The following is a 21,887-nucleotide window of genomic DNA, read 5'->3' on the forward strand; positions in this document are numbered from 1 at the left end:
AAGACAAAGTTGCCCACTTTGACTGCCCTGGAATATCCGATAATCGGTTCCCATTTTGTCCCTGTTGCAATATTTTTTCTATCCAAGCCTGCCCCTTTTCTTAGCCATTTTAATGTGTGGGCTCTTACGATATCCCCAATACCTTTTTTACACCCTCGTCAACGCTTTTCAATTCGGAATGAGAAAGTCGACCGATCTTTCTCTTTAATCGTGATTTATGCACAGGTCCTAACGATTCGCACTTCGCGTAGCTTTCGGACATTAGGCCAGTTTTCTCAGAATTTTCGGAGAGTTGGATCCTAAGCGGCCCAGGTTTGGTGGTAATTGGAATAAGGAGAATGTCTGGGCATAAATCATTAACCGGGTTGATACTGATAATTAATGCTGGTCTCGGCTTAGGATGGGAAGCGGGTTCAACAATCCAAATTTCTCCTCGGCTTATTCGCTCCATATTCCTTCTTCCATGGTCTGTTCCCAGGCTTCCCTTTCCGTACGTTCGTCATCATCTTCCTGATATTGCGACAATAACTTTCGAAGCAGTCTTTCTTCATCAAGTTTCTTAAACTTTAATATCAGAGCCTCGAGTTTTTCCGATCGTGATTCTCCGGGCAAGGTGTCAAGGTACTTAAGCAAAGGTTTGTCTATGGTGGCAGAAAGTTTGCCTTTCATTTTTATCCCCCTTAAGATATTCTCATCTGTCCTATAGTGTATCTTCTTTCAAAGAAGATGTCAACACATGGGCATAGAAGGTATCTAGGAAAACCAGTTATCTAAGGAGTTTGTCGAAGTAGGAAATGGTCGATTTCAAGCCTTCGTCGAGCTGGATTTTGGGTTCCCAATCGAGGTTTTTTTTGGCGAGGGAGATGTTCGGACAGCGCTGGGTTGGGTCATCGGTTGGGAGCGGTTTGAATTGAAGATTTGACTTTGAGCCGGTCAGAACAATCACCTTTTCAGCCAGTTCGCGAATCGTAAATTCATTCGGGTTGCCGAGATTGACCGGCCCGGTGAAATCATCCGGCGTCTGCATGAGTTTGATAAAAGCCTCGATCAAATCGCTGACGTAGCAGAACGAACGGGTCTGTTTTCCATCGCCATAAATGGTGATCGGCTTGTTCTGCAGGGCCTGGACAATGAAGTTGGAAACAACTCGTCCATCGTTGGGATGCATGTGGGGCCCGTACGTGTTGAAAATCCGAGCGACTTTAATTTTAAGATGGTGCTGACGAAAATAGTCAAAAAAGAGGGTTTCAGCACAACGCTTTCCTTCATCATAACAGGAACGGATACCAACCGGGTTCACATGGCCCCAATATTCTTCCGTTTGAGGATGTACTTCGGGGTCGCCGTAGATTTCACTGGTGGAGGCCTGGAAGATTTTCGCTTTGACCCTCTTCGCCAACCCTAGCATATTAATCGCTCCGTGGACACTGGTCTTGGTGGTCTGCACCGGGTCGAACTGGTAATGAATGGGAGAGGCGGGACAGGCGAGATTGTAGATTTCGTCTACTTCAATATATAAAGGAAAAGTCACATCGTGGCGGATCAGCTCGAAACGCGGATTTTGCATTAAGGAGAGAATATTGTCTTTGGTTCCGGTAAAGAAGTTATCGACGCAGATGACGTCACTTCCTTCAGAAATAAGTCTTTGGCAGAGGTGGGAGCCTAGAAAACCCGCACCACCGGTCACCAAAACGCGCTTTTTTACCAAACCTCCCATGGATGACACCTTTAGAGGTTGGTGAAAACGGCCATTTGCTGCGTTCTCGTTTCTCGATCTCCTTCAACGTACCCGATATTGTACGCCTCAGTCGCTCTCAAAACTGCGGCCTGGCAAATGAACCCTTTTGACCAACCTTTTGCGCTAATATTCATATAATTTCGATTTTTATTTTTAATCTTTATCACCCGAAATTGCAACTTATTTTCTGGATTTCCGATAAGATCATTCGGGAATGACGAGAATAGATTGCGGGAAAGACAAAATTCAGATCGATTTAATGAGACTTTTTTCATGGAGAAATGCTTTAAACACTTCCGGGGGAAGAGGCGGACTGATATAGTATCCCTGAATTTCATTACAACCATGGGATCTGAAAAATTCGAGTTGTTCCGCCGTTTCAACCGCTTCGGCAATCACCTTGAGATTCAGACTATGCGCCATGGCAATAATTGCCGTGGACAGCGCCGCATCGTCTTTGTTCGTGATGACATCACGCACAAAGGACTGGTCAATTTTTAAGGTATCGATCGGGAATTTCTTAATATAGCTGAGCGAAGAGTACCCGGTTCCAAAATCATCCAGCGAGATATGAATTCCCATCTGATGAAGTTCTCCCAGCGTGGAGACCATTTCATCTGTTTTTTGCATCAAGATACTTTCGGTCAGTTCCAGTTCAAGATGCCGTGGAGATAGCCCAGATTCCTGAATGCTTTTCTTGATCATCTCGACGATACCGGTGCGTTGGAACTGTCTGGCCGAGAGATTAATTGCCACCCGGATCGGCGGAAGACCCATGTTTTGCCACGCTTTATTCTGTTCGCAAGCCGTTTTTAATACCCATTCCCCGATCTGAACAATCAGACCTGTTTCTTCCGCCAGCGAGATAAACTTTCCGGGCGGCACCATCCCCAGCGTAGGATGATTCCAGCGGATCAGCGCCTCCGCTCCAACAATCTTATCGGTCTTCAGATCGACAAAGGGCTGGTAATGAAGAATAAATTCCTTTCTTTCGATCGCATAACGGAGCTGGTTCTCCAATTCGAGCTTGTTCGACGAATCTTTGCTCATCTCCTGCGAGTAGAATTGAAAGGTATTTCTCCCTTTTTCTTTCGCCCGGTACATGGCAATATCGGCATTTTTGAGGAGAAGTTCGGCATTATCCCCATCCAAGGGAGAGATGGTGATTCCGATACTGGTGGAGAGGTGCAGTTCCTTCTCTTCGATCAGGATCGGCTGCGAAATGGCATCCAGAACCTTGTGGCAAATTCGAACCAGGTTATCGACTTTGGTGATGTTTTCAAATAAGAGGGTGAATTCATCCCCTCCCCATCGGGCAACGGTATCACCTGCTCTCACGCAATCCTGGAGCCGTTTTGCGACTTCCCGCAGGGCTATGTCTCCCAAAGTATGTCCGAGCGTATCATTAATCCGTTTGAATTGATCTAGATCGACAAAGAAGACCGCGGCCATACTCCCATTTCGCTTGGCATTCAAGATCGCCTGTTCCAGCCGGTCTGAAAAAAGCGTCCTGTTCGGCAGATGAGACAAGGGATCGTGTGTCGCCGTAAAATCAAGTTCCTCCTTCGCCTTTTTCCTTTCAATGACTCTTCCCAGTTGGGTGCCGATATGGGCCATCACCTCCAGTGTTGAGGCATCCGTCTCAACCACCCGCTTTGAAAAAAATTCCAGTACCGCGACCACCTCATCTTTTACCAATAGCGGGATTGCAAATCCCGACTTGATCCCGGACAATATCGCAGAGCGGTTTCTTTTGGATTCGGATTCTCCGGAAGTGATCAAAAGACAAATCGGCTCACCGCTCTCCAGGACCATTCCGGGAATTCCCTCTCCCGATTTAAGAAATGTCATTTCTGATTCCGTTTTGAATTCCAGGTAATTTGCAGGATTGTCGAAATGCCAGATTGTCGATGGGAAAAGGCTTTTTCCCTCATCCTCAGATTTGAAATAGACATGCCCGACCGACCAGTTCATATGTCCGCATATTTCACTGAGACAGGTTTCAAGAGCCTCCTCCAGAGTGGAAGACTCATTTGCCGCGACCGTCACCACGTAGAGGAGCTGAACAAACGCATTTTTCTGCGTCAGGCTCTGTTCCGTCTTTTTGCGTTCGGTAATATCCCGGATAATGGCGGTAAAGAACGTCCCTTTTTCATTTTTCCAGCGCGTCAAAGACAGCTCTACCGGGATCTCGGTCTGATTCTTGCGCAATCCCACCATTTCAATAGATTTTCCACTTCGCGAAGCTGTTTTTAATGACATCTCCTTCAAAAAATCACCCGGCCGAGTTTCGCGATATCGTTCTGGAATCAGATTTGAAAAATGGGTTCCGACCAATTCTCCGGAGGAAAATCCGGTGAGTTGCATCGCTCCCTCATTGGCATAGATAATCTGTCCTTCTCCATCTGTCGTAATAATCGCATCCGATGCGGTTTCCGTAAATGAGCGGAATTTTTCTTCACTTTCTCTCAATTCGGAGGTCATCGCGCCGGCAATCTTGACCGCCCGTTTCTGAGAGGTGACAAGCGTCCAGGTCATGCCAAAGAAGAGGCCGCTGATCAGCAGCCCCGCGATAAGAACTACAAAAGGAAAATAATGTTCAGATCCGATCCTGAACCCGGGACCGGCTGTGAGATAGAATAACCACCATTCTCCAGCGATGTCGTACTGTTGGGTCAGCCGATAGGATGGATTGTAATTTGCGTTTTCGAAATGTACGACGCCATCGCCATCATAGAGAAGGGAGGCATCTAAGTCCGATTGGATCACCGGGATAGGGCGAGGAGATTGTGCCGGACCCAGATCGAATATCTCCAGATCGATCTCTTTTTTCGAGCTGTTCTCAAGCACAGATTTAATGAAAGTATCCATTGAAAAGACGACTGAAACGATTCCTTGCAGCGCGTTGAATCTCTCCTGCTCGGTTCGACGTGGAAGCCCTGATTTAAAGATCGGAATACGAATGCAAAATCCGCTTTTATTGGCCGATCGGATAAATGTTTTTCCCGTCGCAGTCGGCTCACCGCTTTGAATGGCGCGAATTAACGCTTCGCGCCGTACCGGATCTCCGCCGATATCAAACCCGTAATCATTGTTTTCTGAATAGGTGAATGCAAGATATTCAATCGGGAAATAGTCATCTCGGTTGCCGGGCGGATAAATCTTGTACGCTTCCTGACGCAGCTCGGTACGAATTCTATTTTCATACGCTATTTTTTGATCCTTCGGAACATATCGGGCATAGGAGAAGTTGTGCATGCCAGGAAATCGTCTTTTTAAGTCCAGCGACTGGATATATTTGTCCCATTGCGCTCTGGTCAAATTCCCGGTCGCCATAAAAAGGCCCTTGAGGTCATATAGGGCTTGGTAATAATCTTCAACCCCATGAATGACCTCTTCTTGAGAGCGCATTGCCTGTTGTTCAAAATAGCTTTGCGTTCTCTGTTCGATCTTTTTGCGAGTATAATTCCACGCTAGAAAGGTGATCACCAGAGAAAGAAACAGGATCAGAAATGGAAGCCATTTTAGATAGATATTTTGTCGATCCAGTTTTGATTCAATTTTCTTGTTCGAAGGTGGCTTCGACATTCGCTTCGTCCAGTGACAGTTTTGGATTATGATAATAATGCTTATTTTAGTGTAACACGTCGATGGGGTCCGTCAAGCTGCCGGGCAATGCCAGAGCGGGTGCGAAAACGCTTGCCTGTTTCACAACAACGATTTAACATAACTAGAGATTTTCGTCATAAAAAACAGGTTCACTTTACGAAAGGGGCATTTTATGAGTCAGGATTATGGCATTCGTAAAACAATTCATCTTTCTTATGAAGAGGCGGTGCCGAAAGTCACTGAAGCTCTGAAAAAAGAGGGATTCGGCGTCTTGACCGAGATCAATGTCAAAGAGACTCTCAAGAAGAAACTGGATAAAGAGTTCAAGAAATACCTGATTCTGGGGGCCTGTAATCCCCAGCTTGCCTATCAGGCCCTTCTAAATGAAACCGAAATGGGGCTCCTCCTTCCCTGCAATGTCATTATCTACGAAGAAAAGGCGAATGAATGCGTGGTTTCTGCTCAAGATCCGGCCATTTTCCTCAATATAGTCGGAGATAAGAAGGAGCTTGCGGCGGTGGCGAAAGAAGCGCGTGAAAGGCTGGTGCGGGTCATTGGATCGCTTTAAAAAAAACCAATCGTAAACCGGAAACTAGTAAGGACTCTCCGGCACGGTCGGTTGCGCTTACGGTGCTCACCTCCCTCCGCTCCCAGCCGACATGGCATCAATAACCATAGAAATGTCGGCCGGCAGAGGGCCGGTTCGTCCTTACTAATCTCCGGTTAAATTTTAAAGATCTTAAATTACGATAAAGCTTATTATCTTGACAATTACCTCATATTGAGTTAGATTAATATTAAATCACTTAGTAGGAAAGCTTTGCATTTAGAATGTCACGAAAATTACCAGGCGGGAATGGCGCTCTCTTCCTATTTATCTCTCATCAGAGCGAGCGACTTTCTGACGTCACAGATCAGTTTTAAGTGTGAAAATCAAGGGCTGACGATCAGTCAGTTTGGGATTCTCGACGCGCTTTATCGTGGAGGCGCCCAGTGTCAGAAGGAGCTGGGAGAGAAGATTTTTAAAAGCAGTGGGAATATCACGCTTGTCATTGATAATCTTGAGAAAAGAGGATTTGTCCGGCGCGAACGAATGGGTGACGATCGAAGATTCATCAGTATTCATCTCACCGATGATGGGAGAAAGGTGATCAGCGAAGTTCTGCCGAAAGTGGCGAACTTTATTCAGGAAGAGCTCAAAGTGTTGTCGGGAGAAGAACAGCAGTTCTTAAGATCGATTTGCCGAAAGCTATCGGGTTTGCCCACTGAAGTAAAATAGTTTTTTTGTTTAAGTAGTTTAACATTAAAACTTTTAAACTGAATTGAACTCATTTTGAAATTATTTTTTGAAAGGGGTGGATATTATGGAATGTCCAAAATGTAAAGGCCTCATGGCATATGAACAGTTTTTCGATTGGCAGGATGATACGGGCAAGAACAGTTTTTCCGGCTGGAGATGTCTGATCTGCGGAAAGGTGCTTGATCCGCTCATTGATGCCCATCGAAAAAAACATTCTCCTGTCATCGCCTCCAAAGCCAGACGAAAACTCGTTTCAAGAGCGATTTAAATCTTTTCCGCGTAAAGGCTTTCGCATTTTATTCTCCATTTGAATGAGTGCGATAGGCGTTGACGAGGAGTTTTGTTCCGATCCAGCCGAAAATAATGGCAAGCGGGATCGTTAGAAGGAGAGGCCATAGGAGTCCCAGGAGTCCCATGGACAAGAGGAGAATTCCAATTCCCGTCATCAGTTTTATCCCCGCCGGTCCCAGCTCTTTCTGATTCTTGACGACCGACCCGACTACATATCCAAGCCGGATTGCTCCGACGCCCACCTGGCTTGCCTTTCCGCCTCTTAAAGTCCTCTCCTGATCCGCTTCAACTCGCCTTTTCCGGACCGGATTGACCCGATACTGCTCGCTTAAGATGATTTCAGTCGAGTGGGAAAGATCTTCCAGATAAATTTCTTCCATCTTTTTAGCCAGTTCGGGGTCCTCAATGGCCACATCCAGTTCGTAATTTCCAATCCAGCTTGCGAGGTTTAAGTTCGTCGATCCGATTCTTGCCCATTTTCCATCGACCACTGCGGTTTTTGCATGGAGCATCGATCCGTTCCATTCAAAGATGCGAACGCCTGCTTCCAGCAGGAGCTTATACCCCATTCGGGAGATCGCCTGAAGCACCGGGATATCGGTCGTCCCGGGAACCAGGAGCCGGACATCCACGCCATCAACGACGGCCGCCTTTAAGGCCTGCAAGTACGGACTGACCCCTACAAAATAAGCATCGGTTAACCAGAGGGTCCGGGTCGCTATCCCTGCAATCAATTGATCTAAACGGTAGACGCCTGCCCGGTTTGGAATGGTTGCAATCACTCTGAGCGCCGTGTTTCCTTCCTGACCCGATGGCGCTCTTTTTTCAAGTTCTTCTTTCGGAATGGGCGTACCGGTCGTCTCCCAGACCGACGCAAAAGCCCGTTCCAGTTCCGACACGGCGGGGCCCTGAATTCTCACCCCCGTATCTCGCCAGGGCTCGATGGCCCGTTCGCGATTCCCGACCCATTTTTGACCGAGACAGAGTCCGCTGACAAATCCGACCCTACCGTCCACAGTCAACATCTTTCGATGGTCCCGGGTAAAAAATCCGATTTCAGAACGCCACTGCGGCGGATTAAAACAGCGGACTTCCACTCCGGCGGATCTCAATCGTTTCCAAAATCGGCTGGAATTCCGTCCGAACGCGCCGACCCAGTCATAAATCAACCGGACCCGTATTCCGTTTTTAACTTGCGCAATCAGAAGATCGGTAAAATGATTTCCGATTTCGTCATCAAAAATGATATAGCTTTCAAAGAAAATATGACTTTTCGCGGAACGAATCGCTGCCTCCCAGGCCGGATAATTCTCTTTTGCGTCCATGAGAATATCTACCCGATTCCCTTGAATCAAAGGAGCTCCCGAAGCCCGTTCGAAAATCTGCCCGTCAAGCGCGCCGTTTATAAAAGGTTGAGAAGTCATCTGCGTGAGTATAGATCCCTTTGGAAAACCTTGTCAATTTCGGGAACGGCTTAAAAATAAAAAAAAGAGGGACTCCCATCCTCATTCCGGTCAGTCATCCCATTTACCAAGGTAAACAGAGTGGAAATTCGGAATGAGAGAGCGAGTCCCTCAAGATATCTGCTGCAGGGAGGTACCTCCCTGATTTACTGCTGAATCACCTTTCTATTCGTTTTTCTTCTCCAGCATTGAGACCGGCACAGAAGCCGGGGGAGCCTTTGGCTCTTCAGCTGTTTTCATCCCCATCGACCCGGCACCCGTATTGATCGGAAGAAGACTCTTGTCTCCCACCGGCAGGACTCTCAGGTAGCCCCACTGTCCGGCTTCCGCGTAAGGCATGCGGTGGTTTTGCCAGACGTAGGTGCCCGGAAGATGGTAAGGCCCTCCCGCCCCTTCCTTGATGAAGACATCCAGATTTTCCGACCCGCCAAACTCTTCCGAGCTCAACATATCGGCACCGACCATATTCGGCTTGAGCGGAAATTCATGACCCTCAAGACTGAAGATTTGATTCTGTTCATCAAATGCTCCGAATACATGGATCCGAACCGGGTCTCCGGCATGGGCGGAAATAGTCGGCGTCACGGGATCTTTCTCGTCGGCAACGCAGGCGGAATAGAGATTCCCCAACTCACACCCCTTGTCCTGTCTCCAGCTCCAGGGTTCGATCCGGTAGTTGACACCCGTCAACCCGGCAATATGCTGAAGATACGGCATAAAGGAGGTTCCGATAATGTTGTCTTCTTCCTGGAAGAAGAGTGACGCGTCGCGATAGTCGGCACGGCTCGCATTCTCCGGGACCGAACGATCGATGATCACATCGACATTCCATGCATTTTTCAAGCTGACATCTTCGCCGCTTTTCGGATCGCGATAGGTGGAACCTCGCGGACCGACGATGATTCCGCCGAAGAGTCCGTCTCTCACGTTATTGAGAATATTGGCCCAGTCGTAAACCAGCGCGGCCGTTTCGCCATATTCAGCCGGTGCATAATACATATAGGTCTTATGCTCACCCGGGCCGATGGTCTGGTCTCCCGGATTCATGCCGACGTTGATCCCCTGCGAATCTTTTGGATCGAACGCCAGCATATCGGCACTGAACGAAGCGCGGCTTGCCTTCATTTCGTTTTTCAAGTTGATCTTGATACAGTCACCGATGTTGACATGGAGCGTCAGCGGATTAGGCTGGCTGTCCAGCGCAACCCTGCTCTTGTCCCCTTCGAGCATGAAGATCTTCCCTTTGGGGTTGGCAACCTGCAGTTTCCGGTCGAAATCGACTTCGATCGTATCCGGCGCCTGATTATTGAATTTTAACGAACGATCCACCGCAATCACATTGAATGCCTTGACCGGCGCATCCGATGGACAGACCGACTTGGCTGACTGTGGTATTTCTTCATGTCCCGGAAGCGGCTTCAGATCGGCGGTTTTTTTGTCCAGCACCCGCATAATGCCCCAACTCCCTTCGGAGAGGTGAGACGCCCGGCCATTGTAATGAAGGTAATCGCCTGCCATCTGCTGGGCTCCGCCCGCGGTGGTGACCAGGTCATACCGTTCGGCGATTCCCACATGATAGGCATTTCTCAGGTCGGAGAATTGCGCATAACGTTCTGTTCTGAAGGCATGGCCTGCAATATGCCAGGTATGCGATTCGTTCATCATCACATGCATCAGGCGGAAGACGACCGTATCCCCCAGATAGGCTCTCAAGAGCGGGGTGTCCGGATCCTGATTGTGGTGCGCAAGACTCGAGAAGACGAGCTCCGATTTTGAATTGTCCGCAAGCCTTCGGGCCAGCGATTCCGCACGGAAGAACATTCCTCCGCCTGTCGTATGGGTTCCTCCGTTGATCGACGTGTTGGTGACCTTCAGAAGATCCTCAGGCATCACAAACGAGATGGTCTGTCCGGCGTCAATCGAGGCTTTGAGCGACTGTCCGGGAGGATTCCCTTCCGTAACCACCTGTGCGGTAAAGGGAACGGTGTCATGGAGATACACCACCATCTCTCTGAAACTGCCGCTCCGGTTGTAACCAATCGGTTCCGTGGAATGAATATCCGCAATCGGTCCGCTGCGGATCTCCTTGCCGGTTTTCGGATCGTGATAGGTGGCCCCTACCGGTTCCACAATCATGCCGCCGACCCCGCCGTGAGGCCAGGTGGTCGCGCCCAGCGCGTGGTCATGCCAAAAGACCGTCCCGAGGTCCGAATCGACCCAGTAGCGGTAGCGGACATATTCAGCCGAGGTAATCTCGCCTTTCTTATGGGCATGTTTCAGGGGTTCGGTAAAGGTGATCGTGTCGCCATTGATCGCCTTGATCCACCGGACTTCCGAAGAATTAAGCTCGTGCATGCCGATCATAATGTCGGTGCCGACATGGAACGCTGTTGCGCCATCGCCCATTTTAATTTTAATGGAATCGGCTTTGGCTGCGGCATCCGAAGTCAACAGCGCGTTCATCGGCGCGGGCATCCCTTTATGTTCTTTTTTCCCGATCATGGTGAACGGGCGGACCGACTGTTCATACGAAAATCCACTCATCACCCCGTCTGAGGCCTGATTGTCAAACTGGATGAAATGAGGGTGGATGTTGATCTTCGACATCTGGAAATTCGTATTATCGTTGTCGTTCCACTCACTTTTCAGAATCACATCAACGCAATCATAGACATTGGCGCGATAGACCAGCGGGCGAGCCAGGTCTGAATTTGCCCGGATTGCGGCTTCTTCCTCCTGAAGGACGTAAATCGTTCCATGCTGATCGACAATCGGTTTTTGACTTCCGATGGCGGTCTCCATGGTAATCGGCGTCTCGATAAAATGAATGGTGTATTGTTTACGCCCGGCCCCTTCGGGACAAAGGCTCCATTTTCCCTGTTCGCCCGGTTTTGCCGGAAGGGAGGTCTCCTGACCTAATGCCCCTTCACTTCCCGGATCGGTTGCCAGCGCGCCTGCGTTTTTGGCCACGTGGATCGGTTCCAGCCAGGGGGCAGGACCATGGTGGCGGGCAAACGGAATTCGTTTTCCAAAGTGCGGTTTAAGATGGGGCCAGGAAAGTTTTCCGGTCTTCTCTTCGAATAAAAGAGGAGGTCGCTTTCCGGGAATGGGAGACTTGAATTTCGGAAACGCGAACTGATCGGTCATTTCCGGTTCGCCCATCGCCTTATTCCCGTCCCAACTCCAGTCCCACACCGTCGCGTCATAAGCCATTATCTGGCCTTTTTCATCGGCGGTATGGCCCGGCTGCCCGGCAGGGGGGAGCATCATCTTCACCCATTCCTTGATTGAAATGTCGGGAATCGGTTTTGACCAATCGGTTTTGTCGGCCGTAATATGCCATTTCTTGTTATACCAGTCGACTGTTTTGTCCACAAGCTGGTCGGAAGTCACCGGCGGTTTCATTCTCCCTTTCCGTTCCGGAAGTTCCTGAAGCGCGGGCATAATGTCGGTGCTTCCATAGGGATAGTTCCCCGTCTGAAGCGTGTTATAGACGCGCCAGTAAGACCACATGCCGGCCACATAATGATGCGCCACATGGCAATGCATCAGAAAATCTCCGGCTAGTTGCTGACAAAGACCCGAACCGCATTCGACCTGAAGATCGAGCGCTTCGGTCGGTCCGATCACTTCCACATCGACGCGGTCTGAAGTGGTCCGAATGACCGGATATTTCATCGGGCCGTCCGTCCCGGCCAAAAAGAGCTCTTCGGCTTTCGCATCGGCTTTCGGCTGACGCAGCCAGCGGATCGTTCCTCCGTGCGGATGATGGGAATGGAAAACTTCTCCGCCGCCATGAATCAAACGATATTTGGTTGGATCCCCCATATAGGACCTGGGGAGCGCCGTGGGAGGGTCACCAAAGGTATAGGCACTGTAACTGTGGGATTCATCTTCAAAATGGAAATATTTTTCTTGTTGGGCTAAATTATTGATTCCAAACGGTTCGCTTCTGAAATTGATCGCGCGGGCCGCGGGGCGATAAGCATCCGAGTTTGGATCGCGCTGGGGAATCATTTCTCCATGACGATTGAGCGGACGGAAGGATTCATCGCCGATCTCATGGTAATACATGACAAATTCACGGAAGTCATGCGTGGTGGGGTATCTTTTCTGGTCAAAAGTAATCATCATCTGCCAGCCGCTCATGTTGACTTTTCCGGTGATCGAGTCGAGGTAAACGGCTCCCATCTGCTCCACGATAAACGAACCGATCATCCCGAGACTGCTCGATTCACGCCCGACATGGCTGTGAAACATATGAGCCCCTTCCTGTTCATCAGGACGGATATACCATTCAAATGCCTGTGATTTTCCCGGTTTGACATTGGAATCCGGATTCACCATCGTTGCCGGCTGTCCGGTTGATTTGACAATAAAGCTGGAGCCATGAATATGGAGTCCGACATCTTCGTCCTTCATCGTATTCCGGAGGGTCAAGATCACGCAATCTCCCTGATTCCCGCGCAGGGTCAGCGGCTGAATCACGTCGGTCTGTAATCCGTTGGTTACCGCACCCGGATCGTTATCGTGGCCTCGTGCTTCCTTGTTCTTTTTCTCTTCTTCTCGGACTTTCGAAAGATTTTCGGTTAAAACATACATATAGCCGGGATGATAATCACCCCATTGATTCAAAGTGATCTCAACGGTAATGGCCGAGACATCATACTCTTTTCGAGGAGCGTTTGCGGGACAACGGCCTCCCTGTGTGACGGTCTCGCTGACGGTCCCGGGTCCCAGGAAGAAACTTCGATCCATCTGCTGCATGGTCGACATATCCTGAAAGGGACCTGCTGCAGCTTGATGCGGGTGTTTCCCGCCGGAGATCTCTTCCATTAACTTGTTCATCGCGGCATCAATTTTATCGTTATTGCCCGACTTCCCTTCCATGGACTCTTCCTGCTCAATCTGTTTCTTGAGCTTCGTCTGCCAGGAGCCTTCGGAATCCGCCGCCGCGACGACGGTACTCCCATGCTGATGGCCTTCTTCGGCAAAAACGGCCTGAGTCATCCAGAGGAAACCGATACCCAGAATCAGAAAAAGCAAGATAAGCCTTTTATGATTTGAAAATGTTTCTGCGACCTTCATTCGTAAATAATTCATAAAATGATCTCCTCTTGTTATTTTTCGCTGAACCAATCTAAATTGATTGATTCATCTCCACTCTATATAAAAAACCTGAAATCGATTTGTTGCCGAAGGAACCACTCGAAGAAAACTTCCCTTTATAGAAACGTGCTACTGTGCAATGTTCATACCATGCATTTTTAATTTAAAATTCCCGCCATTTTTCAACGGATTAGAATAGAAGCTTTCATAACCGAAATAATCCATTCTCCTGATGCTTCCCGTTTCACGTCTCTTTTTACGGTTCGGATGTCTAATTTAATGGACAGTTTTGTTTGAAAATCGGGGGTGTGAGGTTTCTCACAAAGAAAGAAACCCTTTTATTCTGAAGAAACATTGGATTCTAAACTCTTACCCAACGCTGTATAAATAAATAGACAGTTGAACCAATTTGAATGAGCTATCTTTTCTATTGCACTCAAATCTCAGGGATTTTCAGTTAGACATTATCATTCAACACCTTTGTCCATCTGGAACATAAAAGGGATTCGGAGAATTGACGAAAGGAAAGATCTTTTTGAAAAAAGGAAAAACCCTTTTTAATTTATTTTGATGAGACGAGGGTAAGCTGTATCGCTTGTTTAAGTTCAGGAATCTCAAGAGGTTTGGTGAGGAATCGGTCAGCACCCAGTTGGAGAGATCGGGTCTCTGTGTCGATGGCGGCGAAGGCAGTTATCATGATCACTTTCATCTTTGGATAGTCTTTTTTAACTCTTTCCAATATTGAAAATCCATCTATCGGGGACATTTTGATATCGATCAGGGCAAGATCAAAGGGTTCTTTTTGCAGAAGATGATAAGCCTCTTCCCCGTTTTCAGCAGTCTGGACTTGATAACCTTCTTTGCGTAAGGTCTGTAAAAACAGTTGGCGAAAATTGACTTCATCATCAATTACAAGTATTTTGCCCAATGCCATCTTGCGTGCGAACTCCTCCTCAAAACAAGTTTATTAACCCGCTCTGGAAAGAATGCAAGATGAGTGCCTACTCTACACGAAGCCGGTACCCCACACCGACCTCTGTCATCAGATAACAGTTTAAAAATTGGCCAGAAAGAAATAAAAATAACGTCGAAGCGACCTGACAAATTCGACAAGGAATGGAAGCTAAATTTGAGAGCTAACGGCTCAAAGAGAACCATCTTTTGAGAAGATTTCTCTTGCTCTCAGTCAGGCCCTTCTTTCGCCATAGGTTCGCCGCTTTACGAATCGCTTCGGCTTGGGTGGGGTAAGGATGGATGCTTCCGCCTATCAGGCTAATCCCTGCTCCTGATTTCATTGCCATGGTGATTTCATTGATCATTTCACCTGCGTGGGAGGCTACCAAAGTAGCCGCAACAATTTGATTGGAACCTTTTTTCAAATGGATTCGGACAAAACCTTCTTCCTCCCCATCGAGAATCGCCCGGTCTACTTCACTTAAGGGCACGGTGACCGTTTCAACCTCTTCTGTTTTTCCAAATTCAGTCTCGTCAAAACGCCCGACAAAGGCGATTTCAGGGTCGGTATACGTACATCGCGGGATCACCAGATCGCCGGTTTTGGCATAGCCGATCCCGAAGGGATGGGGAAAGAGCGCATTTTGAATCAGAATTTGAGCAGTCGCATCCGCGGCGTGGGTAAAGTGGTAAGGAAAACAGACATCTCCCGCCGCATAGACCCTTGGATTGGTTGTTTGGAGCCGTGTATTCACATGAATGCCAGACCTGGAATCGTATTTGATACCGGCCTCTTCCAATCCCAGACCATTCACATTGGGTGTCCTGCCCGTACTGACCAGTATCTTATCAATCCGCTGTTCCTTTTTTTCTCCCTTCCACTCGTAATGAATGACCTTATCGCTTCCGTCTGATTCTACATTCACTATTTTCGAACCCAGGTAAAGACGAACCCCTTCACGGATCAGCTTTTCCTGCAGGAGTATCGCGGCCTCTTTGTCTTCTCTCGGCAGAATCCTCGTTGCGCCATCAAAAAGGAATACCTCGCTTCCAAATCGTCGAAAGGCCTGGGCCATTTCAGATCCAATCGGACCGGCACCGATAATGGCAAGCCTTGCAGGAAGCGTTGTCAAATTGAACAGGTTTTCACTCGTCAAGGCTTCTTCCCGATTGAGCCCCGAAATGGCAGGGATTGCCGGACGGGCTCCGGTACAGATCGCCCCCTTCGAAAAGTTTAAGGTTGTTCCGGAAACCTGTATGCTCTGCCGGTCCAGAAATTTTCCTTCACCCAGGAAGACGTCGACGCCCATCTGACGAAATCGTTCCACAGAATCGTTCTGACTGATTTCTGCTCTCAACTTCCGCATCCGTTCCATCGCTTTTGGGAAATCAACCGCTACCCCTCCCGGAATCTGAATCCCGAAGGATGAGGAGCGCCGGATCTCTCCGACGCCTTTTGATACCCGGAGTATCCCCTTGGAAGGGACGCAACCGGTATTGAGGCAATCTCCTCCCGTACGATTCTTTTCAATCAACGCCACTTTCGCTCCGAGCGCTGAAGCAATCGCCGCGGAAACAAGACCTGCCGTTCCACCTCCCAAAACCACCAGATTATATCTTCCAGCTGGGGTCGGATTGATCCAGCCTGGAGGATGCACATTTTGAATCAAGGCCTGATCATGTTTGTCCAGTTCCGGCATGGTGGATTATTTTCCCTTTCGTTTTTGAACTTTCTTGATGACAAATGGCAGGGCCGAAACAAGAAGAATCAAAAGAAACCCGATGACCATCTCCCCGGAGACTCTCCCCTGTAATAACCCGAGCAGAGAACTGCTGAAAATAACATAGGCTGCAGTCGCGGGCAACATGCAGATCCAGGAGGTCAGGAGATATTCCAGGAATCTGATCTTGGATAATCCAAACGCGTAGTTCAAAAGATTATAGGGAAAGAGAGGAATAAGACGGGTGGTCGCGACGTAAATCCAGCCCCTTTTTTGGACCCCTTCGTCAACAGCCTGAAACCGCGGACCCAATAGCGCTTCGATCTGTTTTCTCGCAAAATAACGGGCTATCAAAAACGCGATTCCGGCTCCAAGCGTTGATCCGATTGAGGCATAAACCGTTCCCCAGAGCGGGCCAAAGATCACCCCACCGGCAAGGGTAATCGGAAGTCCAGGCAAGAAAAGAGAAGGGGCGGTTGCAAATATCAAGATATAGATCAACGGCGCAATGCCCCCGAAGCTATCGACCCACTCTTTGAGCCTCTCCTGCTCCAGATATTGCATCAAACCAAAATATCTCGAAAGCGTTCCTGCAACCGCAAGGATGAGAACAAAAATGAGAAGTCTTAAAAAACTTTTTGTCCGGGGCCTCATCATCTGGTTTTGATTCTCCCATGAACCGGTTGAGGACTCAAGATTAATTTGGACGAAAGGTTCAGATGTCCCGATTTTCGATTGGAAGATGCTATTTCTGAAAATGTCGGGTATAATAAGAACTGCGTTACCTATTCTCTTGATCTAAAAAGAGGAGTGCCGATATGAAAATTCTGGACTTATTTTCACTTTTCCTCCTTTTTCTGGGCTGTTTTGGTTCCGTCTACTATCTCCCACCGGAAAGTTTCGTTCTCGGAAAAACCTTTTTCTCCTACTTTCTCATCCTGGGGGGCTACGGGCTCTTTCTGTTTTCGATCACCCTTTCGTTTTCAAAATGGGACATTGAAAAAGATTCCTTTCGACTGAAAGGGATTTTATTCGGAGTCGGCGGGGGACTCTATCTCCTTTATGGATACCTGGGCTCCGCACCTTTCGTCCAGATCATGGGCGCACTGATCCTCTTCTTCATTCTGGTTTATTATGGACAGGTGCTTTCCGACGGGTTGGTCATCCTGATCGGTTTTGCTGCCGTCAAAAGCCAGCTCTTTTCTGCGCCGCTGGCCCGGTATACCATTTCGCAAATTCCGATGGACGGTATCGATCTTTTTTATTTCACAATCGGGGCAATTATCATTTTTCAGTTCTTTGTTCTAAGCAAGAACCTCAAAACGAATCTTGATTTTTCGGTAGCGGGAAAAGATTTGCTATGGATCGCCTCAGGGGTCTTATTTGTCATTGGACTTTTAGTTCCGGTTGGATTTTCGTTACAATGGCTTCAATTCCGACCCCAGACTTTCGGGATTCAACAATGGATTCCCCTCTTATTTTATTTTTTCGGAATTGTCGCTCCGCTCGAGGAGATTTTTTTCAGAGGGATTATTCTGGACCGTTTAAGATTTATCCTGTTTGACAGCAATCCCTACTGGATTCCTCTGGCACTCAGTTCCCTTGCTTTTGGATTGGCCCACCTTCCCACTCTTTCACTTTTCGCTTTCGCGACGATCGCGGGCTTTTTTTACGGCGCCGGATATCTTTTGACCAAACGGATTTCCACCCCCATTATCATTCATGGCCTGATCAATACCCTTTGGGTGGCTTTCTTCTCCCTCCCCCGATAACAAGAACGTTCCACTATAAATGGCTTTCCCCCCGCATGGGGAAGAAACACGGAGATTCACAATGCCTTTTGCGATGCGAGTATACGAGACCGGCGGCCCTGAAAAAATGATTTGGGAAGAAACTGGTGATCAGATCAAACCTGGCTCCAGAGACGTTCTCATCAGAAACCGGGCCATTGGTGTCAATTATCTGGATACCTATTTTCGCAACGGATTGTACCCGGCCCCACTTCCTTTCGTTCCCGGTGCGGAAGGAGCCGGCGTCGTGGAAAAGATCGGTGCCGAGGTAAAAGATTTCAAAGTGGGTGACCGGGTGGCTTACGCGGAGGGGCTGGGCTCCTATTCGGAATTGATCGTTCGCCCCGCGTCACGACTCCTCAAGATTCCGAATCATATCGACGATCGGACCGCAGCGGCCATTCTGCTCAAGGGAATGACGGCGGAATATTTGATTCGGCGCACTTACCCCGTGAAGAAAGGGGAAACGATTTTGGTCCATGCCGCCGCAGGCGGGGTGGGCCAGCTCCTCTGCCAGTGGGCTTCGCACCTGGGGGCAATCGTGATTGGAACGGTGGGGAGCGACGAAAAAGCAAAGGTGGCATTTCATTCGAAATGTGCCCATGTCATTGTCTCGGCGAAGGAAAAAGTCTCCGTCCGGGTTCGTGAAATCACGCGAGGTGAGGGCGTCTCCGTCGTCTATGACGGAATTGGGAAAGACACTTTTGCGGATTCTCTCGACTGCCTTGCTCCGCGCGGACTTATGGTGAGCTATGGAAACGCTTCCGGTGCGGTTCCTCCGTTTCAGATTATCACGCTCTCTCAAAAGGGATCGCTTTATCTCACCCGGCCCACACTCATGACTTATGTCGCCAAACGAACGGAACTTGAAAAGAGCGCAGGAGATCTGTTCAGAGCCGTCGAAGTTGGGATCGTCAAGGTCTCAATCCATCAGACCTATCCCCTGCGCGAAGCGGTACAAGCCCACAGAGACCTCGAAGCCCGAAAAACAACCGGTTCCATCCTGCTCCTGCCGGGGTAACCTAACGGCTGTTTATCACTGACAATCCGTGTCTATGAACAATCCGAATCCTGGTTCAATCAGTAGGTATTCCTTCTTTCAATCAGATGCTTTTAAATTTAGATTCATTTTACCTCTTTATTATTTTTTCTCGCATTTATCAAATCAAAAACCTATAATGCCTGAATTGGTGACTAAAATGGATGGAAATCAGATTTTCTACTTAAGAGGAGATTTAGATGATCATAAAGGCAATGAGGAACATTCTATCGGGCGCACTATTATCAGGGTTGGTCGTAATCATGGGATGCGCAAGTTCACTGCAGACCCTAAAAAACGTCAAACAGGGAGAATCAATTGCCGGATCCCAAAACGGACTTTTGGTGGGCGCATTTTTGTTACGTCAGGGTGAAAAGACGGTCACTCTTACCGGCGCTCAGGGGTCAGGAGAAACGTTTCAGATCAAGAATATCGCGACGGGTCAGACCTATTCCCATAAAATCGAAGGGACGGCGGATGTAAAAGATATAGATGGGTATGATTTTCGTTTGCCGTTAACCGCCGGTCAATATAGTTTGCTTTCCTTGACCGCAACAGGCGTCAATGTCAATGAAACCACAATGTCAAAGGCTTCTCCCTGGCTTATGAACATTCTCACTCTTCCCCTGGGCGTCGTGTCAGTGCCAGGCAATTCGTCAATTAATCTTCCAACACCCTTTTCAAGTTTTGAGATCAAACCTCGCGAAGTGACTTATATTGGAACTTTGATTATTGAAATTCCAGACCCGCTCCCGAATGGTCGTTTTAGACCACAATATAAAGTTCTTAATGAAGAAACTCAGACCACTGCAGAATTGAGAACTCGTATTCCAGGAATCGAAAAAGTAGTCACTGCACTGGTTGCCGTTCAATTGCCGGCACAGACTCCTGGAGCCATTCCAGATTCGAACCCAAAAACTAAATAGGATAGTTATTGGGCAAAACCATGATTAATTTCTTCATCAACTTTATGGCGGCCTTCTATGGACTCATCGGTGTTTTTTCGCTTATTCCCTTTCTTCTTTTCAGTTTCTTCCTGTCTTTCAGCCTTGTTGAATCCTCTCAGGTGAATGAGCAGATCTATTTGATCCTCGTTTTAGGCGGGATCTCCTCATTGGGCATTTCAATCATCTTTCTGGTTTACCGATTGAATGATTTAGGACGAAAACTGATGATTGTCTTTAGCGTTGCGATTCTATCCCTATTGCTCGGTCTCATATGGCGGGGAAAGATCGGTTCCAGGGTCTTAACCCATTACAACACGATAGGTCTGGAAGTCTTTATTCTAGTCTTTGGTGGCGTGACTTTATTTCTTTTCCATCCCAAGGTTAGACAATTCTTTACGGGTTAAAATAGGGAGAGGTCATGACAGGATTTCGATCCATGGCAATGACCTTTCCTTTTTTTATGGTGATCACCGTGATGTGAGGATCCTCCTGATCGGGATAGGGGATGTAAGTAAGTTCTCGCACGACAGAATAAGTATCGTCATTTTCTTTTTCAATACGGACTTCGATCTCCCTATCCGGCGGTCCTGCGCGAGCCAAAACCTCCCCTTCTGACGTCCCAATTTCCAACATGCGATAGGCGTCGAAGTCCATCATGCCGGCCGACGCTTGAAGCGATATCAGACTGAACATCACCATCACGGTAAATATCAGTTTTGTCATTCCCATAAACGTCTAGTCCGGTGTCATTTCCACTGACTTGCTCCCCCAGTTAAGCACCGGTTTCTAGAAAAAGTTGCTTGTTCCTATCCAGATTCTTGAAAAGAAATGGCGAGACCCATCAATTTTCAAACAGATTTGCGTTTCGATATCTAATTTGAATTCCTTTAAATGCAAGCAATCCACTTACAACCGAATTTGGGACGGAATACTTATTTGCCCGATTTCCACATTCTGGCATCAAAATAAAAGGGTTTGGGTTCGGAAAACTTTATTTTGCGAAAATCCGGGTGAGCGGGATTGAGGAGATAATTGACTTCTTCAGGAATTAATACGGAAGGCACTTGAAGCAGGACCGTTTCCTTCTGTTCTGCCCAGCGCGTCCCCATATCTTTCGTAGTATCCGGAGCCGGGAATTCTTGCCAATTCGGCGGAAGGGATTCCCGTTCAATTTTCTTGATCGTGACATCTTCGGAAATGCGCGCCGAGATAGAAAAATATTTTTGGTTAAATGGGACAATACTGCTGATGTGTACAAAAACTTCAAGGGAAGCGAGAGCCAGCGAACCACCCAGATAGATTAAAGGGATTCCTTTATGGTTCCATCGACCCCCGTAAAGACGGGATCCCTCGCCTGTCAAGGCCTCGACTCGCTGAGACGCCTGAATAATTCTCCAGGCCAAGATCAAGCAAAGACACCATGCTCGATTCGACCCAGGAGATCCTTCACTTCCTGTGATCCTGCTTCGGTAGAAATAAGATCCAGAGGAAGCCGGTGATTGAGCCCCATCTGCGGAGAATGAAGCCATTTTTTCGCCTGATCTATTCCACCCAGAACTTCGGAGGCCATCGCATAAATCCTGGCAAGGCGGTATAGACGATCACTGGTCACCGGGTCTAATTTTGCCGGCTTTCTTTCAGTCTTCCTGGACCGCATAAGCGTTTTGGTGCTGACACCGAGGCTTTTCGAAAGCTCCAGATCACTGAGGCCGAGTAATTTCTTGAAGTAATTCAGCACAGAAGCGGAAAATCCCTCCTTGATGATTTTGTCGAGATCCAATCCGGTACGAATTGCCCTTCCGAGGAGTTTCTTTCCTCCGAGAATGTTCATCGTTTCTTCTGTCAGTTCAAACATTTGAATTCCATTACATTTATCCTAATGATACAGGACAATTGTCCCATTGTCAAATCGGGAGAAGTGATAGA

At 48.1% G+C, this 21,887-nt stretch carries 19 protein-coding genes; 7 read left to right on the top strand and 12 right to left on the bottom strand.

What is annotated here, in order from left to right:
• Positions 1–124: 124 nt before the first annotated feature.
• From HY200_01505 to HY200_01520, 4 genes are all read right to left on the bottom strand, one after another.
• The gene (locus HY200_01505; GenBank protein MBI3593612.1) at positions 125–451 is read right to left on the bottom strand and encodes a type II toxin-antitoxin system PemK/MazF family toxin; all 327 of its coding nucleotides are present in this window, start codon (positions 449–451) and stop codon (positions 125–127) included.
• Positions 439–669: a hypothetical protein gene (locus tag HY200_01510; protein ID MBI3593613.1), complete on the bottom strand. Its 231-nt coding sequence runs from the start codon at positions 667–669 to the stop codon at positions 439–441. Before HY200_01510 ends, HY200_01505 begins: the two co-directional genes overlap by 13 nt.
• 97 nt (positions 670–766) lie before the next feature.
• Complete coding sequence (locus tag HY200_01515) at positions 767–1,717, bottom strand: SDR family oxidoreductase (GenBank protein ID MBI3593614.1); 951 nt, start codon at positions 1,715–1,717, stop codon at positions 767–769.
• A 267-nt stretch (positions 1,718–1,984) separates the two neighbouring features.
• On the bottom strand, positions 1,985–5,326 hold the full coding sequence (locus tag HY200_01520) for an EAL domain-containing protein (protein ID MBI3593615.1): 3,342 nt from the start codon (positions 5,324–5,326) through the stop codon (positions 1,985–1,987).
• 193 nt (positions 5,327–5,519) lie between these two features.
• Between HY200_01520 and HY200_01525 the strand changes: the two genes are divergently transcribed.
• The 3 genes from HY200_01525 (at position 5,520) to HY200_01535 (ending at position 6,915) form a co-directional block, all read left to right on the top strand.
• Positions 5,520–5,915, top strand: coding sequence for a DUF302 domain-containing protein (locus HY200_01525; GenBank protein MBI3593616.1), 396 nt, complete (start codon positions 5,520–5,522; stop codon positions 5,913–5,915).
• Positions 5,916–6,203: 288 nt separating this feature from the next.
• A complete protein-coding gene (locus HY200_01530; GenBank protein ID MBI3593617.1) occupies positions 6,204–6,626 on the top strand; it encodes a MarR family transcriptional regulator in 423 nt (140 codons plus the stop codon).
• An 85-nt stretch (positions 6,627–6,711) separates the two neighbouring features.
• The gene (locus HY200_01535) at positions 6,712–6,915 is read left to right on the top strand and encodes a hypothetical protein (GenBank protein MBI3593618.1); all 204 of its coding nucleotides are present in this window, start codon (positions 6,712–6,714) and stop codon (positions 6,913–6,915) included.
• Between the two features lie 28 nt (positions 6,916–6,943).
• Here HY200_01535 and HY200_01540 read toward each other — a convergent pair whose 3' ends face one another.
• The 5 genes from HY200_01540 to HY200_01560 form a co-directional block, all read right to left on the bottom strand.
• Complete coding sequence (locus HY200_01540; protein ID MBI3593619.1) at positions 6,944–8,362, bottom strand: cardiolipin synthase B; 1,419 nt, start codon at positions 8,360–8,362, stop codon at positions 6,944–6,946.
• 204 nt (positions 8,363–8,566) lie between these two features.
• Positions 8,567–13,411: a multicopper oxidase domain-containing protein gene (locus HY200_01545; GenBank protein MBI3593620.1), complete on the bottom strand. Its 4,845-nt coding sequence runs from the start codon at positions 13,409–13,411 to the stop codon at positions 8,567–8,569.
• Positions 13,412–14,072: 661 nt separating this feature from the next.
• Positions 14,073–14,444: a response regulator gene (locus tag HY200_01550; protein ID MBI3593621.1), complete on the bottom strand. Its 372-nt coding sequence runs from the start codon at positions 14,442–14,444 to the stop codon at positions 14,073–14,075.
• A 202-nt stretch (positions 14,445–14,646) separates the two neighbouring features.
• Positions 14,647–16,164: a mercuric reductase gene (locus tag HY200_01555; protein MBI3593622.1), complete on the bottom strand. Its 1,518-nt coding sequence runs from the start codon at positions 16,162–16,164 to the stop codon at positions 14,647–14,649.
• Between the two features lie 6 nt (positions 16,165–16,170).
• Positions 16,171–16,842: a TVP38/TMEM64 family protein gene (locus HY200_01560; GenBank protein ID MBI3593623.1), complete on the bottom strand. Its 672-nt coding sequence runs from the start codon at positions 16,840–16,842 to the stop codon at positions 16,171–16,173.
• Positions 16,843–17,003: 161 nt separating this feature from the next.
• On the opposite strand from HY200_01560, the gene HY200_01565 reads away from it, so the two are divergent.
• The 4 genes from HY200_01565 (at position 17,004) to HY200_01580 (ending at position 20,365) form a co-directional block, all read left to right on the top strand.
• Complete coding sequence (locus HY200_01565; GenBank protein ID MBI3593624.1) at positions 17,004–17,957, top strand: CPBP family intramembrane metalloprotease; 954 nt, start codon at positions 17,004–17,006, stop codon at positions 17,955–17,957.
• Between the two features lie 61 nt (positions 17,958–18,018).
• Positions 18,019–18,996 carry a quinone oxidoreductase gene (locus HY200_01570; protein ID MBI3593625.1) on the top strand — a complete coding sequence of 326 codons (978 nt, stop codon included), beginning with the start codon at positions 18,019–18,021 and terminating at the stop codon, positions 18,994–18,996.
• A gap of 218 nt (positions 18,997–19,214) precedes the next feature.
• Entirely contained in the window at positions 19,215–19,940 is a 726-nt protein-coding gene (locus tag HY200_01575) for a hypothetical protein (GenBank protein MBI3593626.1), read from the top strand.
• An 8-nt stretch (positions 19,941–19,948) separates the two neighbouring features.
• The gene (locus tag HY200_01580) at positions 19,949–20,365 is read left to right on the top strand and encodes a hypothetical protein (GenBank protein ID MBI3593627.1); all 417 of its coding nucleotides are present in this window, start codon (positions 19,949–19,951) and stop codon (positions 20,363–20,365) included.
• Here HY200_01580 and HY200_01585 read toward each other — a convergent pair.
• The 3 genes from HY200_01585 to HY200_01595 form a co-directional block, all read right to left on the bottom strand.
• Positions 20,355–20,684 (bottom strand): hypothetical protein, encoded by a 330-nt coding sequence (locus HY200_01585; GenBank protein ID MBI3593628.1) that lies wholly within the window; start codon positions 20,682–20,684, stop codon positions 20,355–20,357. The two genes, HY200_01580 and HY200_01585, sit on opposite strands and share 11 nt — an antisense overlap.
• 209 nt (positions 20,685–20,893) lie before the next feature.
• The gene (locus HY200_01590) at positions 20,894–21,364 is read right to left on the bottom strand and encodes an RES domain-containing protein (protein ID MBI3593629.1); all 471 of its coding nucleotides are present in this window, start codon (positions 21,362–21,364) and stop codon (positions 20,894–20,896) included.
• Between the two features lie 2 nt (positions 21,365–21,366).
• On the bottom strand, positions 21,367–21,816 hold the full coding sequence (locus HY200_01595) for a DUF2384 domain-containing protein (GenBank protein MBI3593630.1): 450 nt from the start codon (positions 21,814–21,816) through the stop codon (positions 21,367–21,369).
• Positions 21,817–21,887: the final 71 nt, after the last annotated feature.

The organism is Nitrospirota bacterium (assembly GCA_016194305.1).
GTDB lineage: Bacteria > Nitrospirota > Nitrospiria > JACQBW01 > JACQBW01 > JACQBW01.

Bases quoted from the DNA above. Each gene is read 5' to 3' on its own strand.
- HY200_01510 (MBI3593613.1), bottom strand. From the start codon at position 669: ATGAAAGGCAAACTTTCTGCCACCATAGACAAACCTTTGCTTAAGTAC.
- HY200_01530 (MBI3593617.1), top strand. From the start codon at position 6,204: ATGGCGCTCTCTTCCTATTTATCTCTCATCAGAGCGAGCGACTTTCTG.
- HY200_01555 (MBI3593622.1), bottom strand. From the start codon at position 16,164: ATGCCGGAACTGGACAAACATGATCAGGCCTTGATTCAAAATGTGCAT.
- HY200_01535 (MBI3593618.1), top strand. From the start codon at position 6,712: ATGGAATGTCCAAAATGTAAAGGCCTCATGGCATATGAACAGTTTTTC.
- HY200_01520 (MBI3593615.1), bottom strand. From the start codon at position 5,326: ATGTCGAAGCCACCTTCGAACAAGAAAATTGAATCAAAACTGGATCGA.
- HY200_01585 (MBI3593628.1), bottom strand. From the start codon at position 20,684: ATGACAAAACTGATATTTACCGTGATGGTGATGTTCAGTCTGATATCG.
- HY200_01550 (MBI3593621.1), bottom strand. From the start codon at position 14,444: ATGGCATTGGGCAAAATACTTGTAATTGATGATGAAGTCAATTTTCGC.
- HY200_01515 (MBI3593614.1), bottom strand. From the start codon at position 1,717: ATGGGAGGTTTGGTAAAAAAGCGCGTTTTGGTGACCGGTGGTGCGGGT.
- HY200_01540 (MBI3593619.1), bottom strand. From the start codon at position 8,362: ATGACTTCTCAACCTTTTATAAACGGCGCGCTTGACGGGCAGATTTTC.
- HY200_01545 (MBI3593620.1), bottom strand. From the start codon at position 13,411: ATGACTCAGGCCGTTTTTGCCGAAGAAGGCCATCAGCATGGGAGTACC.
- HY200_01525 (MBI3593616.1), top strand. From the start codon at position 5,520: ATGAGTCAGGATTATGGCATTCGTAAAACAATTCATCTTTCTTATGAA.
- HY200_01595 (MBI3593630.1), bottom strand. From the start codon at position 21,816: ATGTTTGAACTGACAGAAGAAACGATGAACATTCTCGGAGGAAAGAAA.
- HY200_01565 (MBI3593624.1), top strand. From the start codon at position 17,004: ATGAAAATTCTGGACTTATTTTCACTTTTCCTCCTTTTTCTGGGCTGT.
- HY200_01570 (MBI3593625.1), top strand. From the start codon at position 18,019: ATGCCTTTTGCGATGCGAGTATACGAGACCGGCGGCCCTGAAAAAATG.
- HY200_01575 (MBI3593626.1), top strand. From the start codon at position 19,215: ATGATCATAAAGGCAATGAGGAACATTCTATCGGGCGCACTATTATCA.
- HY200_01505 (MBI3593612.1), bottom strand. From the start codon at position 451: ATGGAGCGAATAAGCCGAGGAGAAATTTGGATTGTTGAACCCGCTTCC.
- HY200_01560 (MBI3593623.1), bottom strand. From the start codon at position 16,842: ATGATGAGGCCCCGGACAAAAAGTTTTTTAAGACTTCTCATTTTTGTT.